Origin of the sequence: Pseudomonas sp. B15(2017) (genome assembly GCF_002113215.1) — a bacterium.
In the GTDB taxonomy this organism is placed as follows: domain Bacteria; phylum Pseudomonadota; class Gammaproteobacteria; order Pseudomonadales; family Pseudomonadaceae; genus Aquipseudomonas.
On sequence record NZ_NEJZ01000009.1, the window covers coordinates 169,619 to 185,211 of the forward strand.

Sequence of the window (15,593 nt, forward strand, 5' to 3'; positions counted from 1 at the left end):
GGAGTGGGGGCAAATCGCAGGCAATAAAAAACCGACCCTGAGGTCGGTTTTTTAATGACTACGTCGCTTAGGCAGCTTCTTTCAGTGCCTTGACGTGGCCATTCAGACGGCTCTTATGACGAGCAGCCTTGTTCTTGTGGATGATGCCTTTATCGGCCATGCGGTCGATAACTGGCACAGCCAGAACGTATGCAGCTTGAGCTTTTTCAGCGTCTTTTGCGTCGATGGCTTTAACTACATTCTTGATGTAGGTACGAACCATGGAACGCAGGCTGGCGTTGTGGCTGCGACGCTTCTCAGCCTGTTTTGCACGTTTTTTGGCGGAAGGTGAGTTGGCCACCGTCGAGCTCCTCGAAAGACTTTTTAGGAAATAGCAAACAAAATAGGCCGCGAATCATGCCGATGAGTTGAAGTCTTGTCAAGGGCGCTTGAAACGTTCCGCTAAGTGGTAGGCGTGGTGCGACGGGATATTTCTTTCCGGCGTGTGACCTGTAAACTCGCGAGCTTTGGCTCTGTGCTGTTGCGGCGCGGAGTATCGCACAAGTGGGCGCGTTATTCGCCTGCTGTTTATCGACAGGCACACATTCCTTCAATGAATCTGCTCAAATCGTTGGCCGCCGTCAGCTCTATCACGATGCTTTCCCGGATTCTCGGGTTTGTTCGCGACACGCTCATCGCCCGCACCTTCGGCGCCGGAATGGCGACCGATGCCTTCTTCATCGCCTTCAAACTGCCCAATCTGCTGCGCAGGATTTTCGCCGAGGGGGCGTTTTCCCAGGCTTTTGTGCCGATCCTGGCCGAATACAAAAGCCAGAAGGGCGAAGAGGCGACCCGCACCTTTATTGCTTACGTTTCCGGCCTGCTGACACTCGTACTGGCGCTGGTCACCGCGCTGGGCATGATTGCCGCGCCCTGGGTGATCTGGGCCACGGCGCCGGGTTTCACCGATACACCGGAGAAATTCCAGCTGACCTCCGACCTGCTGCGAGTGACCTTCCCTTATATATTGCTGATCTCCCTGTCTTCGCTGGCGGGGGCGATCCTCAATACCTGGAACCGTTTCTCGGTGCCGGCGTTCGTGCCGACCCTGCTCAACGTCAGCATGATCGTGTTTTCGCTGTTTCTGACACCTTATTTCGATCCGCCGGTCATGGCCCTTGGCTGGGCGGTGCTGGTCGGTGGTCTGGCGCAGTTGCTCTATCAACTGCCGCACCTGAAAAAAATCGGCATGTTGGTGCTGCCGCGCCTGAACCTGCGTGATACCGGCGTCTGGCGGGTGATGAAACAGATGTTGCCGGCGATCATCGGCGTCTCGGTCAGCCAGATTTCACTGATCATCAACACCATCTTCGCCTCTTTCCTGGTAGCCGGCTCGGTATCGTGGATGTATTACGCCGACCGTTTGATGGAATTGCCGTCCGGTGTGCTCGGTGTGGCGCTGGGCACGATCCTGCTGCCGACACTGGCCAAGACCTACGCCAGCAAGGATCGCCACGAATATTCGCGGATTCTCGACTGGGGCCTGCGCCTGTGCTTCGTGCTGGTGCTGCCTTGCGCGCTGGCGCTGGGGATTCTGGCCGAGCCGTTGACCGTTTCGCTGTTCCAGTACGGCCAGTTCAGCGGGTTTGACGCGGAGATGACCCAGCGGGCGCTCATTGCCTATTCTGTCGGTCTGTTGGGGATTATCGTGATCAAAGTTCTGGCGCCGGGCTTTTATGCGCAACAGAACATCCGTACCCCGGTAAAAATCGCAATCTTCACCCTGGTCGTTACTCAACTGTTCAACCTGGTGCTGATCGGTCCGCTGGCCCATGCCGGTCTGGCACTGGCGATCAGCGCCGGTGCCTGCCTGAACGCCGGGCTGCTGTTCTATCAACTGCGCAAGCAGCAGATGTATCTACCGCAACCGGGCTGGCTGAAATTCGGTTTCAAGCTGTTGGTCGCGGTGGCAGTGATGTCGGTGGTGCTGTTGATCGGCATGCATTTCATGCCTGCGTGGGATCAGGGCCACATGCTGGAGCGCTTTCTGCGCCTGGGTGCCTTGGTGGTTGCCGGTGTGGTGGCTTATTTCGGCATGTTGCTGCTGCTCGGTTTCCGCCTGCGCGACTTCAATCGCAAGGCGTTGAGCTGAGGTTGCACCCTTGAAAGACGGGCGTGAGCCGGCAGTTTTGTCGGCTCGATCACTTTGGGTTACGGTGTTGCCTGTCGTCGGCCGTCGGGTGTGGTTATAATCGGCCACTTTATGAGCAAGAAGCGCGTTATGCAGCTGGTTCGAGGCCTCCACAATCTGCGCCCCCAGCATCGGGGCTGCGTCGCCACTATTGGCAACTTTGACGGTGTTCACCGTGGTCACCAGGCCATTCTGGCCCGACTGCGTGAGCGTGCGCTTGAGTTGGGCGTGCCCAGCTGCGTGGTGATTTTCGAGCCACAGCCACGGGAATTCTTTGCTCCGGAGACCGCACCGGCGCGTCTGGCCCGGTTGCGCGACAAGCTGCAATTGCTGGCCGCCGAGGGTGTCGACCGGGTCTTGTGCCTGGCTTTCAACCAGCGCTTGAGCAAGCTCAGCGCCAGTGAATTCGTCGACACCATCCTCGTTGATGGTCTCGGCGTGCAGCATCTGGAAGTCGGCGACGATTTCCGCTTCGGTTGCGACCGCCTCGGCGATTTCGATTTTCTGCTGCAGGCCGGGCAGGTTCACGGTTTTACCGTGGAAGCCGCGCAAACCGTCGAGCTGGACGGGATTCGTGTCAGCAGCACCCAGGTGCGCAACGCGTTGGCCGCCGCCGATTTTGCTCTGGCCGAACGCTTGCTTGGCCGCCCGTACCGGATTGCCGGTCGCGTGCTGCATGGCCAGAAACTGGCCCGCCAGTTGGGTACGCCCACGGCGAACATTCAACTGAAGCGCCGTCGCGTGCCGATCACCGGGGTTTACCTGGTCGATGTGGATATCGACGGCAAGACCTGGCCCGGCGTCGCCAATATCGGCGTACGGCCCACGGTGCAAGGTGATGGCAAGGCCCACCTTGAAGTCCATCTTTTAGATTTTGCCGGCGATCTGTATGACCGGCGTCTGACGGTGGTTTTCCACCAGAAGCTGCGTGAAGAGCAGCGTTTCGCCTCCCTGGAGGCATTGAAAACGGCGATCAGCGCGGATGTCGCCGCCGCCCGTGCACTAGCCGCACCTAGCGCCCATCGCTAATGAAGAGCCTTAAATGACCGACTATAAAGCCACGTTAAACCTTCCGGACACCGCCTTCCCAATGAAGGCCGGCCTGCCACAGCGCGAACCGCAGATCCTGCAGCGCTGGGACAGTATTGGCCTGTACGGAAAGTTGCGCGAGATTGGCAAGGATCGTCCGAAGTTCGTCCTGCACGACGGCCCTCCGTACGCCAACGGTACGATCCATATCGGTCACGCACTGAACAAGATTCTCAAGGACATGATCATCCGCTCGAAGACCCTGTCGGGCTTCGATGCGCCGTATGTCCCTGGCTGGGACTGCCATGGCCTGCCGATCGAGCACAAGGTTGAAGTGACCCACGGCAAGAACCTGGGCGCGGACAAGACCCGCGAACTGTGCCGTGCCTATGCCACCGAGCAGATCGAAGGGCAAAAGTCCGAATTCATCCGTCTCGGCGTGCTGGGCGACTTCGCCAACCCGTACAAGACCATGGACTTCAAGAACGAGGCCGGTGAAATCCGTGCCCTCGCCGAAATCGTCAAGGGCGGTTTCGTGTTCAAGGGTCTGAAGCCGGTGAACTGGTGCTTCGATTGCGGATCGGCCCTGGCCGAAGCGGAAGTCGAGTACGAGAACAAGAAATCCTCGACCATCGACGTGGCGTTTCCGATCGCTGACGAAGCCAAGCTGGCCGCCGCATTCGGTCTGCCATCGCTGAGCAAACCTGCCTCGATCGTGATCTGGACCACCACCCCGTGGACCATCCCGGCCAACCAGGCACTCAACGTTCACCCGGAATTCACCTACGCGCTGGTCGACATCGGCGACAAGCTGCTGGTGCTGGCTGAAGCGCTGGTCGAGTCCTGCCTGACCCGTTACGGCGTCGAAGGCACCATTCTGGCCACTGCGCCGGGTTCGGCGTTGGAACTGATCAACTTCCGTCACCCGTTCTACGACCGTCTGTCGCCAGTGTATCTGGCCGACTACGTGGAACTGGGCGCCGGCACCGGCGTGGTTCACTCCGCTCCGGCTTACGGTGTGGACGACTTCGTGACTTGCAAGAAATACGGCATGGTCAACGACGAAATCCTCAACCCGGTACAGAGCAACGGCGTTTACGTGCCGTCGCTGGAGTTCTTCGGCGGTCAGTTCATCTGGAAGGCCAACCCGGCCATCGTCGACAAACTGACCGAAGTCGGCGCGCTGATGCACACCACCGTCATCGAACACAGCTACATGCACTGCTGGCGTCACAAGACCCCGCTGATCTACCGCGCCACCGCGCAGTGGTTCATCGGCATGGACAAGGAGCCGGTGTCCGGCGACACCCTGCGCCAGCGCTCGCTCAAAGCCATCGAAGACACCAAGTTCGTGCCGGCCTGGGGCCAGGCGCGCCTGCACTCGATGATCGCCAACCGTCCGGACTGGTGCATCTCCCGTCAGCGTAACTGGGGTGTGCCGATCCCGTTCTTCCTGAACAAGGAAAGCGGCGAGCTGCACCCACGCACCGTCGAACTGATGGAAGAGGTCGCCAAGCGCGTTGAAGTCGAAGGCATCGAAGCCTGGTTCAAACTCGACGCTGCCGAACTGCTGGGCGATGAAGCGCCGCAGTACGACAAGATCAGCGACACCCTCGACGTCTGGTTCGACTCGGGCACCACGCACTGGCACGTCCTGCGCGGTTCACACCCGATGGGCCACGAGACCGGCCCGCGTGCCGACCTGTATCTGGAAGGTTCGGACCAGCACCGTGGCTGGTTCCACTCGTCCCTGCTGACCGGTTGCGCCATCGACAACCACGCGCCGTATCGCGAGCTGCTGACCCACGGCTTCACCGTGGACGAGTCCGGTCGCAAGATGTCCAAGTCCCTGGGCAACGTGATCGCGCCGCAGAAAGTCAACGACACCCTGGGCGCCGACATCATGCGTCTGTGGGTCGCTTCGACCGATTACTCGGGCGAAATGGCCGTGTCCGAGCAGATCCTGCAGCGCAGCGCGGACGCCTATCGTCGTATCCGTAACACCGCGCGTTTCCTGCTTTCCAACCTGACCGGGTTCAACCCGGCCACTGACCTGCTGCCGGCCGAAGACATGCTGGCACTGGATCGCTGGGCCGTGGACCGTACCCTGCTGCTGCAGCGCGAGCTGCAAGAGCACTACGGCGAATACCGTTTCTGGAACGTCTACTCGAAGATCCACAACTTCTGCGTGCAGGAGCTGGGTGGTTTCTATCTGGACATCATCAAGGACCGCCAGTACACCACCGGCGCCGACAGCAAGGCCCGTCGTTCTTGCCAGACCGCGCTGTTCCACATCTCCGAAGCGCTGGTGCGCTGGATCGCACCGATCCTGGCCTTCACCGCCGACGAACTGTGGCAATACCTGCCGGGCGAGCGCAACGAGTCGGTGATGCTCAACACCTGGTACGAAGGCCTGACCGAGCTGCCGGAAGGCTTCGAGCTGGGTCGCGAGTACTGGGATCGCATCATGGAAGTGAAGGTGGCGGTCAACAAAGAGATGGAAATCCAGCGCGCGGCCAAGGCCGTCGGTGGCAACCTGCAAGCCGAAGTGACGCTGTTCGCCGAAGACGCGCTGACCGCCGACCTGGCCAAGCTGAGCAACGAGCTGCGCTTTGTCCTGATCACCTCGACGGCCACTGTCGCGCCGTTCGTGCAGGCTCCGGCCGATGCTGTGGCCACCGAAGTCAGCGGCCTGAAACTGAAGATTGTCAAATCCGCCTTCCCGAAATGCGCCCGATGCTGGCACTGCCGTGAAGATGTCGGCGTGAACCCGGAGCATCCGGAAATCTGCGGCCGTTGCGTGGACAACATCGATGGCGCCGGCGAGGTTCGTCACTATGCCTAATGCCGTTGGCCGTTTCGGACGGCTGAGCTGGCTCTGGTTGAGCTTGCTGGTTCTGGTCATCGACCAGGCCAGCAAGTTTTACTTCGAAGGCAAGCTCGAGATGTTCCAGCAGATCGTGATCATCCCTGATTACTTCAGCTGGACACTGGCCTACAACACCGGCGCTGCGTTCAGCTTTCTGGCTGACAGCTCCGGCTGGCAGCGCTGGTTGTTTGCCCTGATCGCGGTGGTGGTCAGTGCGGTGCTGGTGGTCTGGCTCAAGCGCCTGGGCCGCAACGAAACCTGGCTGGCCATTGCGCTGGCGCTGGTGCTGGGCGGCGCCCTGGGCAACCTGTATGACCGCATTGCCCTGGGCCATGTGATCGACTTCATTCTGGTGCATTGGCAGAACCGCTGGTACTTCCCGGCGTTCAACTTCGCCGACAGCGCGATTACCGTTGGCGCGGTGATGCTGGCACTGGACATGTTCAAAAGTAAAAAAACCGGAGAAGCCGTTCATGACTGAACAGGTATTGGCTGAGCAACGCATCGGCCAGAACACGGAAGTCACTTTGCACTTTGCATTGCGCCTGGAGAACGGCGACACGGTCGACAGCACCTTCGACAAGGCTCCGGCGACCTTCAAGGTCGGCGATGGCAACCTGCTGCCGGGCTTCGAGGCGGCGCTGTTCGGTTTCAAGGCCGGCGACAAGCGTACGCTGACCGTCGAGCCGGAAAACGCCTTCGGCCAGCCGAACCCGCAAAACGTACAGATCATCCCGCGTTCGCAGTTCGTGGACATGGAGCTGTCGCCGGGGCTGCTGGTGATCTTCAACGATGCGGCCAATACTGAGCTGCCGGGTGTGGTGAAAGAGTTCGACGACGCGCAAGTGACCGTTGACTTCAATCATCCGCTGGCTGGCAAGAAGCTGACCTTTGACGTCGAGATCATCAACGTCAAAGCGCTCTGAGTCACACAGCAGAATCCCTGTGGGGCCGGCTTGCTCGCGAATGCTGACTGACATTCAACATAAACGTTGTCTGAAACACCGCTTTCGCGAGCAAATCGAATCGTCGCTACCCCATTAGCTTTTCAACGTTTTCGCTATTTCTTGCGCGCAAGACACGAGGCACAGCATGCAAATCAAACTCGCCAACCCCCGTGGCTTCTGCGCCGGCGTGGACCGGGCGATCGAAATCGTCAACCGCGCCCTTGAGGTGTTCGGGCCGCCGATCTATGTGCGTCATGAAGTGGTGCACAACAAGTTTGTGGTCGAGGACCTGCGCAGTCGTGGCGCGATCTTCGTCGAGGAACTGGATCAGGTACCGGACGACGTCATCGTGATCTTCAGTGCCCACGGCGTCTCGCAAGCCGTGCGTAGCGAAGCTGCCGGCCGTGGCCTGAAAGTGTTCGACGCCACCTGTCCGCTGGTGACCAAGGTGCACATCGAAGTCGCGAAATACAGCCGCGACGGCCGTGAATGCATCCTGATCGGCCACGCCGGTCACCCGGAAGTCGAAGGCACCATGGGCCAGTACGACGCCAGCAATGGCGGCGCGATCTACCTCGTTGAAGACGAGAAGGATGTCGCCGAATTGCAGGTGCGCAATCCCGAAAAACTCGCCTTTGTCACCCAGACCACGCTGTCCATGGATGACACCAGCCGAGTGATCGACGCATTGCGTACGCGTTTCCCTGCCATTGGCGGGCCGCGCAAGGACGATATCTGCTACGCCACTCAAAACCGTCAGGATGCAGTCAAGCAACTGGCTGACGAATGCGACGTGGTGTTGGTCGTGGGCAGCCCGAACAGCTCCAACTCCAACCGCCTGCGTGAGCTGGCCGAACGCATGGCCACGCCGGCCTATCTGATCGATGGCGCCGAAGACCTGCAAAAGAGCTGGTTCGACGGTGTCGAGCGCATCGGCATCACCGCCGGCGCCTCTGCCCCGGAAGTCCTGGTGCGTGGCGTGATCCAGCAGTTGCAGGCCTGGGGCGCCACCGGTGCCGACGAGCTGGCCGGGCGTGAGGAGAACATCACGTTCTCGATGCCTAAAGAGCTGCGCGTTCGCTCGATCTGATCGCTTTATCCTTTCGGCACAGCGCCTGTTCGGCCTTTTGGCTGGTCAGGCGAACGCGACCGGTTGCCGCCAGCACCACCTGGAGCTGGCTGACCGGCTCGCGAGCCGAGCACAGGTGCAATGTCCCCGCCTGAAACTTCCGGTCCGGCACCAGTGGCTGGCCCAGGCTACTGAAACGTATGTACCGGCTCACCAGCCAGTTGCCGACAATCGGTATCTTTCCATCACTCGCCTGCTCGATCAGCAATGGATTATCGGTGTCCTCGGCTCCCTTTCCGCTGATATCCAGAATGATCCGCCAGCCCTGGCCCCAATCACCGTTGATGCCGTGAATCACCACACTCTGATTGCGCGTGATGGCCATTGTCCGGGCATTACGGATGCCGTCGAGCAAAGACTGTGCGGCCTGCTGGCGCCGGTTTGATTCGGTGAAGTCCGCCAGCGCCGGACCGACCAGCGACAGAACAATTGCGCCGATCGCCAGTCCCATAAGCAGCTCGACCAGACTGAACCCCTGTTGCGGCATGTGCGCGCCCTCCCTGGATTGTGCACAGCGACGCAGTCCGTGCGCCGTTCGCGGTAAATCAACCGGCGCATGCCGGTCGAATGTTCTAGGTTTGTACAGGTATAGCCGACGGCAACGGAGGGCATCGATGGATCATCGTACAAAAGGTTTCACGCTGATCGAGCTGCTGGTGGCGCTCGCGGTGTTTGTAATCCTGATCACGATGGCGGTGCCGGCGTTCACCCGTTCGGTGCAGGGCAGCAAGGCCGACACCGAAGTCGGCGACCTGCAACGGGCCCTCAATTACGCGAGGCTCGAGGCGATCAACCGGGGTACCACCACCCGCTTGCGACCGAGTGCCGGCGGCAACGTCTGGACCGGCGAGCTGGCGGTCTACGACAGTACTGGCACTTCGGCCAATGTATTGCGGGTTGTTCCAGCGATGAGCAGCGGCGCGACTCTGACGCTACCCTCTGGAGTGACCGCGCTGGATTTCAACAATCTGGGCGGGCTGGCGGCGCCGTCCACGGCGGTGCTCATCAGTTACGTGCTGGGAACGCAAAGCAGGACGCTGAACGTGTGTCTGAACGGAAGAATTCAATTGGGTGGAAGTTGCGGATGAGGGCAGGGAGCAAGCACGCACAGGAGGGCATGACGCTGATCGAAGTGCTGGTCGCGTTGTTGATTCTGACGGTCGGTTTGCTGGGCGCGGCAGCGGTTCAGCTCAATGCGCTGAAGTACACCGACAGCTCGCGGATGACCAGCCAGGCGAGTTTCATCGCCTACGACATGATGGACCGGATCCGCGCCAACTCGGGCGCCGACTACACCGTCACACCCCCCACCACGGGCAACCTGAGTGTCGCCCGGGATCAGGATCTCTACGACTTCACCACCAACATCGTCAATTTCGGCGGCCCGACCGCCACCGGCAGCATCACCCTCAATCAACGTGTGTACACCATCACCATCACCTGGAATGACGCGCGCGCCGCCAATACGTCCAGTGCGCCCCGCAGCTTTGTCCTGACCAGTCGCGCCGCGGTAGATCCGGTGGGCGCACCATGAAACGTCATAATCTGGGTTTCGGTCTGATCGAAATGCTGGTGGCCCTGGCGCTGGGGCTGATCGTGGTGCTCGGCGTGGTGCAGATCTTTCTGGCGGCGAAAAACACCTACGTCAGCCAGAACAGCGCGGCCGCCATGCAGGAAGATGCGCGGTTCGTGCTGAGCAAGATGATTCAGGAACTGCGCATGGTGGGCATGTTCGGTTGCCTGGGCACGATTACCGATTCCAGCTCGGCGGGGGATTTCACGGCGGCCCAGATCGCGCCGATCAGCTGGGACAACGCCAATCTCAAGCTGACCCTGGTCACGGCTGATGTCGGCAGTGCAGGCGGGACGCCGACCTGGACCGTGGTGTCCGATTGCCGCAACAGCGCCACCGCTTATACCGGCGCACGGGCTGCGGCGACGGGGCAGATCGCGTTTCCGATCCGTCGGTTGATCTACAGCTTCAGCAACAACCAGATTCTGATGGGCACCGGCAGCGGTAATCCGGCCCAGCAAGTGCTGGTGAATAACGTCAGTGCGTTCACTGTGATGTTCGGTCTGGCAAGTTCCGCAACCGATGTCGCGGCGTCCACCTACAGTGCCAACCCCGGTGATCCGGCGCGGATCCGCAGCGTGCGCCTGAGCCTGACCCTCACTGATCCGAACAATCGGGTCCGCAATCAAACCTTCAACGTGGTTGCCGCCTTGCGCAACCGGTTGCAGTGAGGGGCGAGCGATGAACGTTTCTCTCCATCGGCGACGGTCCCAGGACGGCATGGTGTTGCTGGTCAGCCTGGTGTTTCTGCTGCTCCTGACGGTGATCGGCCTGTCATCGATGCAGAGTGCCAACCTGCAGGAAAAAATGGCCGGCAGCGTAAGCCTGCGCAATCAATCGTTCCAGACTGCCGAGGCGGCGCTGCGCATCGGCGAAAGTGCGGTGCAACTGGACGGCTACACGCTCGCAGTGTGCGCCAGCACCACCCAATGTGCGCCACCGGCGGAATCCTCGGTGGTCACTGCGGCGGGGCTCAACTCCACGTCGGGCGTGACCTGGATCGCCGCTGGCAGCGGGTTTTACGGAGTACAGAACATCGGCACGACCCTGACGGCGGTAAACGTGCCGAGCAACACTTCGGCGACCTTGTACCGGGTCACGGCCGTCGGCATCGCCGGCACTTCGCGCAGTGTGGTGGAGAGTGTCTATGCGAAGTACTGAGCGACGCTTCAAATGGCTGTCGCTGTTGCTCGGCATGCTGACCGGGCTTTATCTGACTGCACCGGCGTATGCCTTTACACCGTCCGATTCGCCGCTGTTGAGCGCGGCGGCTGTGCCACCGAACGTGATGTTGATGATCGACGACTCGGGCAGCATGAACAGCATCATCTATGCGACGGGTTTTGATCCGACCGTGGATCGCACGGCAGCCCGGCAGTGCAACGCGGTCATCGGCCTGTGCCTGAGCTCAACTGCCATCACCGGCGATACGATCTTCCTGTCGAGCCTGCCGACCTCCGGCTGCTCCGGCGGCGCCTATGCCTTCTACAACAACAGCCTGACGCCACTCTGCCTGAAATTGCCGGATCCGGTAGGCAGCGGCAACACCCGCTATTCGGCCGATTACATTTCCTATGTGGTCGGGCTGGCGATCAGCAACGGCACGCGCGACTTCACCACCGGGGCGATTCCCAACGATTACCGGATCAACGTGGCGCGCAATGTTTCCACTGCACTGGTCACCAGCAACCGCAACCTGCGCATGGGGCTGGCGACCTTCAACCCGGCCACCAGCAACAACCCCGGCAATGGTGGTTTCATTGCGCGCTCCATCAGCGACCTGTCACCGGTCAGCGGTAGCGTGACCCAGGCTCAGGCTGACACCAACTACAACGCACTGATTTCCTCGATCAACGGCCTGAACGCGGTGGCCAACACGCCTCTGGCCGAGACCTATTACGAAATCACCCGCTACATGCGCGGGATGGCGCCGTACTACAACAGCACGCCGAGCACTTACACCAGCCCGATCCAGTACCGCTGCCAGAAAAACTACGGGGTGGTTATCACCGACGGCCTGCCGACTTACGACCGCACCTTTCCGAGCAACGACCCGCTCGGCGGCAGTCGCCTGCCGAACTGGGACGGCATCAACAATGACGGGAACAATCTGAACGGGGACGGGGAGGGCGATACGCTGTATCTGGACGATATCGCCAAGTTCGCCTTCGACATCGATATGCGTTTCTCCGGAACCGACGCGGCGGGCAAGAGCTGGAATGCGGTGGATTTTCCCCGGCAGTACATGAATACCTACATCGTGGGTTTTACCGCTTCCAACGACATGCTCTCGGACGCCGCCGATTACGGACAGGGCCGCTACTACCAGGCGACCGACAGCGCCGGTTTGAATGCCGCATTGTCTTCGGCGTTGAGTGATATCACCTCCAAGGCGGGTTCCGGCGGTGCGGGTGTGACCAGCGGCACCACGCTGACCAGTAGCAGCAGTTTTTACCAGACCACCTATGACCCGAAGGATTGGCGCGGCACGATCAAGTCGTTTGGCTTTACCTCCGCCGGGGCGGTCAATACCTCGGCCGTGCAGTGGACCACCGATACCGCCATCGTGCCTGGCGCCACCGCGCCGACCTACCAGTCGTGGAATTCCCTGAGCAACACGGCGATAACGCTGGCCTATGGCAACTTCTCCCCGGCCCAGCAGACTGTTCTCAGTCAGGGTTTGCCCACCGGCATCAGCGGTATCGACCTGGTCGAATGGAGCAAGGGCACCAACAAGACCGGGCTCAAAGTGCGCAGTGTGTTGCTTGGGGACATCATCAACTCGCCACTTGTACTGGCTTCGCCCACGGAAAAAACCGCTTCCGATCTGGCCGGCGACACCACCTACAGCACCTATCTGACCACCAAGGCTGCGAACATGAACGCCAGCCTGGTGGTGAACGCCAACGACGGTTTTGTCAGCGTCATCAACTCGGCCAACGGTACCCGGCGCTATGCCTACATGCCGTCCAGCGTATTGCCCTCGTTGCGTCTGATTGCCGATCCGAACTACGTCAACGGCGTCAGCCACAAGTTTCTGGTGGATGGTCAGCTCGGTGTATTCGATGCCCAATTCGGCACGGTCTGGAAAACCCTGGCCATAGGCGGTACGGGTGCCGGTGGCAAGACTTTCTACGGGCTTCAGCTGTTCGACGCCTCGGCGGGCAACGTGATCCGCGCCTTGTGGGAGGTCAGCGCGCCGGCAGCCGCCAGCACTTCCAACGCTTTCAATGATCTGGGTTACGCCTATGCCCGTCCGGAAGTGGCACGCTTGGCCGATGGTCGCTGGGCGGCGTTCATTGCCAACGGTTACGGCAGCAACTCCGGGGTGGCGGCGCTGTATGTGCTGGATGTTCGCGATGGTTCGCTGATCAGGAAAATCGTCATCGACAGTACGGAAACCAACAATGGCTTGTCCTCGGTGAAGCTGCGGGTCAATTCGCAGAACGTGGTGCAAGCCGCGTATGGCGGTGACTTGAAGGGACGGTTGTGGAAGTTCGACCTGAGCGCCACTGCTTCCGACAGTTGGGGCGTGGCGTTTTCCGGCAAGCCGCTGTTCACCACGGCCGGCGGGGCAACTCAGCCGATCACCGCGCAGCCGTTGCTGGCGGACAACGCTCTGGGCGGCAAACAGATTTTCGTCGGCACCGGTAAATTCAACGAAACCGCCGACAAGACCAACAAGGATTTGCAGGCGTTCTATTCGGTGTGGGATGCCGATGGCGGATCGGGCCAGATCACGGTCAGCAGTTTGCAGGCTCAGGCGATTACCGGCGTGTTCTCCGGCAGTTCCGGGCAGTTTGTCACCACCAGCCAGAACGACACGACTTATCCGGCGGAGAAGGGCTGGTACCTGCCACTGGTGTACAACAACGCATTGACCGGCGAACGGGTGATCAATCAGGCCAGTCTGGTGCTTGGGCGTATTGTGTTCACCACGGCCAGTGTCGATACCACTGACCCGTGTTCCAGTTTCGGTACCGGCAAACTGATCGAACTCGATGCGTTCAGCGGTAAGATGCTCAACTACGCCGTGCTCGACACCAACGCCGATGGCGTGGTCGACAGCAACGACACGATCTCCAGTGGCGTGGTGTTCACCGGCGGTATCCCGACCCTGAACGCCATCGTCAACGGTGCAACACGCAAGATCGAGACCGACTCCAGTGGCGGCATCACCACCCTGGTGGAAAAGGGCGGCGGCGGCAGCCGTCGCATAATGTGGCGACAAATACAGTAAGTGAGAGTTCGAGGCATGCGCAGATCCAACCGAGGTTTCACCCTGATCGAAATCATGATCGTGATTGCGATCATCGGTATCGTCATCACCATCGGCTATCCGAGCCTCACCGAATATGTGAAGAAGGGCCGCCGCGCCGACGTGGTCAGCAACTTGTCGGAACAGGCACAGATCCTCGAGCGCTTCTATTCGAAGAACAACGTCTACACCGGTGTCACCGGGTTGAGCACCGGCAACGATTTCTACACCATCACGCCGACGATCACCGATCAGACCTTCCTGCTGACGGCGACCCGCAAGACCGGCACGGCGATGGCCACTGACAAGTGCGGGGATTTCACCCTCACCAACACTGGCGTCAGAAGCATGAACAACGCGACCACCGGGCTGACCACCAAGGATTGCTGGGGCCGCTGAGCCGCATTATTTCGGGCGCCTTTTGCGCCCACTGTCTTTTTTACGGTTGGATCAAACATGACCAGGCAACAGCAAGTGGTGATTGTCGGTGGCGGGGTGATTGGCCTGCTCACTGCGTACAACCTCGCCTCCGAGGTCGGCAGCGTGGTGCTGCTGGATCGTTCGAACGTCGGCCAGGAATCGTCCTGGGCCGGCGGCGGTATCGTGTCTCCGCTGTACCCGTGGCGCTACAGCCCGGCCGTCACCGCACTGGCGCACTGGTCGCAGGATTTTTATCCACAGCTGGGCGAGCGACTTTTTGCCGATACCGGGGTCGATCCCGAAGTGCACACCACCGGCCTGTACTGGCTGGATCTGGATGACGAAGCCGAAGCGTTGGCGTGGGCTGCGCGGGAAAACCGCCCGTTGCGGGCTGTGGATATCTCGGCGGCGCATGATGCGGTGCCGGTGCTCGGTGGTGGTTTTTCCCGGGCGATCTATATGGCCGATGTGGCCAACGTGCGCAATCCACGACTGGTGAAGTCTTTGAAAGCGGCGTTGCAGGCGCTGCCGAATGTAACGATTCACGAGCAGTGCGAAGTCAGCGGGTTTGTCCGTGAAGGCGAACGGGTGGTGGGCGTGCAGACTTCCACCGGTGTGATCGCTGGCGATCAGATCGTGTTGACGGCGGGCGCGTGGAGCGGCGAATTGCTCAAGACTCTGAATCTTTCGCTGCCAGTGGAGCCGGTCAAGGGCCAGATGATTCTCTACAAGTGTGCGGCGGATTTCCTGCCGAGCATGGTGCTGGCCAAGGGGCGCTACGCGATTCCGCGCCGTGACGGACACATTCTGATCGGCAGCACGCTGGAGCACGAAGGCTTCGACAAGACCCCGACTGACAACGCGCTGGAAAGCCTAAAGGCATCGGCAGTCGAGTTGTTGCCGGCGCTGGTGGAGGCTGAAGTGGTGGGGCATTGGGCCGGGCTGCGACCGGGTTCACCCGAAGGGATTCCATACATTGGCCGGGTTCCGGGGTTTGACGGTCTGTGGCTGAACTGCGGGCATTACCGCAATGGGCTGGTGCTGGCGCCGGCGTCCTGTCAGTTGTTTGCCGACGTAATGCTGGGCCGTGCGCCGATCATTGATCCAGCGCCGTATGCACCGGCCGGACGGATCTAGTCGGTTTTTCTTCCGGCGACTGATAATCGCCTTCGCGGGCAAACCCGCTCCCACACCTGTG

General features: G+C 60.6%; 15 protein-coding genes. 13 read left to right on the forward strand and 2 right to left on the reverse strand.

Annotation, left to right across the window (positions count from 1 at the left end; all coding sequences use genetic code 11):
- Positions 1–67: 67 nt before the first annotated feature.
- The gene (gene rpsT / locus CAF73_RS15375; protein WP_003228351.1) at positions 68–340 is read right to left on the reverse strand and encodes a 30S ribosomal protein S20; all 273 of its coding nucleotides are present in this window, start codon (positions 338–340) and stop codon (positions 68–70) included.
- 252 nt (positions 341–592) lie between these two features.
- Here rpsT and murJ point away from each other — a divergent pair, with 252 nt between their 5' ends.
- From murJ to ispH, 6 genes are all read left to right on the forward strand, one after another.
- Entirely contained in the window at positions 593–2,131 is a 1,539-nt protein-coding gene (gene murJ, locus CAF73_RS15385; protein WP_085697534.1) for a murein biosynthesis integral membrane protein MurJ, read from the forward strand.
- 129 nt (positions 2,132–2,260) lie between these two features.
- The gene (ribF, locus tag CAF73_RS15390) at positions 2,261–3,199 is read left to right on the forward strand and encodes a bifunctional riboflavin kinase/FAD synthetase (protein ID WP_085697533.1); all 939 of its coding nucleotides are present in this window, start codon (positions 2,261–2,263) and stop codon (positions 3,197–3,199) included.
- A 13-nt stretch (positions 3,200–3,212) separates the two neighbouring features.
- Entirely contained in the window at positions 3,213–6,044 is a 2,832-nt protein-coding gene (ileS, locus tag CAF73_RS15395; protein WP_085703159.1) for an isoleucine--tRNA ligase, read from the forward strand.
- Complete coding sequence (gene lspA, locus CAF73_RS15400; protein ID WP_085697531.1) at positions 6,037–6,549, forward strand: signal peptidase II; 513 nt, start codon at positions 6,037–6,039, stop codon at positions 6,547–6,549. Before ileS ends, lspA begins: the two co-directional genes overlap by 8 nt.
- A gap of 7 nt (positions 6,550–6,556) precedes the next feature.
- Positions 6,557–6,994, forward strand: coding sequence for an FKBP-type peptidyl-prolyl cis-trans isomerase (gene fkpB, locus CAF73_RS15405; protein ID WP_176247739.1), 438 nt, complete (start codon positions 6,557–6,559; stop codon positions 6,992–6,994).
- Positions 6,995–7,160: 166 nt separating this feature from the next.
- The gene (ispH, locus tag CAF73_RS15410) at positions 7,161–8,105 is read left to right on the forward strand and encodes a 4-hydroxy-3-methylbut-2-enyl diphosphate reductase (protein ID WP_007963828.1); all 945 of its coding nucleotides are present in this window, start codon (positions 7,161–7,163) and stop codon (positions 8,103–8,105) included.
- On the opposite strand, the gene CAF73_RS15415 is transcribed toward ispH, so the two are convergent.
- Positions 8,077–8,631 carry a GspH/FimT family pseudopilin gene (locus CAF73_RS15415; protein WP_085703161.1) on the reverse strand — a complete coding sequence of 185 codons (555 nt, stop codon included), beginning with the start codon at positions 8,629–8,631 and terminating at the stop codon, positions 8,077–8,079. The genes ispH and CAF73_RS15415 overlap by 29 nt on opposite strands.
- Before the next feature lie 127 nt (positions 8,632–8,758).
- Here CAF73_RS15415 and CAF73_RS15420 point away from each other — a divergent pair, with 127 nt between their 5' ends.
- The 7 genes from CAF73_RS15420 to thiO are packed head-to-tail and all read left to right on the forward strand — an operon-like array spanning position 8,759 to position 15,532.
- Positions 8,759–9,232, forward strand: coding sequence for a GspH/FimT family pseudopilin (locus tag CAF73_RS15420; protein ID WP_085703162.1), 474 nt, complete (start codon positions 8,759–8,761; stop codon positions 9,230–9,232).
- Positions 9,229–9,678, forward strand: coding sequence for a type IV pilus modification protein PilV (gene pilV, locus CAF73_RS15425; protein WP_085697527.1), 450 nt, complete (start codon positions 9,229–9,231; stop codon positions 9,676–9,678). The genes CAF73_RS15420 and pilV overlap by 4 nt, the downstream gene beginning before the upstream one ends.
- Positions 9,675–10,388 (forward strand): PilW family protein, encoded by a 714-nt coding sequence (locus tag CAF73_RS15430; RefSeq protein WP_085703163.1) that lies wholly within the window; start codon positions 9,675–9,677, stop codon positions 10,386–10,388. Before pilV ends, CAF73_RS15430 begins: the two co-directional genes overlap by 4 nt.
- 10 nt (positions 10,389–10,398) lie before the next feature.
- Positions 10,399–10,878, forward strand: coding sequence for a PilX N-terminal domain-containing pilus assembly protein (locus CAF73_RS15435; RefSeq protein WP_085703164.1), 480 nt, complete (start codon positions 10,399–10,401; stop codon positions 10,876–10,878).
- A complete protein-coding gene (locus CAF73_RS15440) occupies positions 10,865–13,957 on the forward strand; it encodes a pilus assembly protein (RefSeq protein WP_085703165.1) in 3,093 nt (1,030 codons plus the stop codon). Before CAF73_RS15435 ends, CAF73_RS15440 begins: the two co-directional genes overlap by 14 nt.
- Positions 13,958–13,972: 15 nt before the next feature.
- Entirely contained in the window at positions 13,973–14,374 is a 402-nt protein-coding gene (locus CAF73_RS15445; protein ID WP_039771691.1) for a type IV pilin protein, read from the forward strand.
- Between the two features lie 57 nt (positions 14,375–14,431).
- On the forward strand, positions 14,432–15,532 hold the full coding sequence (gene thiO / locus CAF73_RS15450) for a glycine oxidase ThiO (RefSeq protein ID WP_085703166.1): 1,101 nt from the start codon (positions 14,432–14,434) through the stop codon (positions 15,530–15,532).
- The last annotated feature ends 61 nt before the right edge of the window (positions 15,533–15,593 follow it).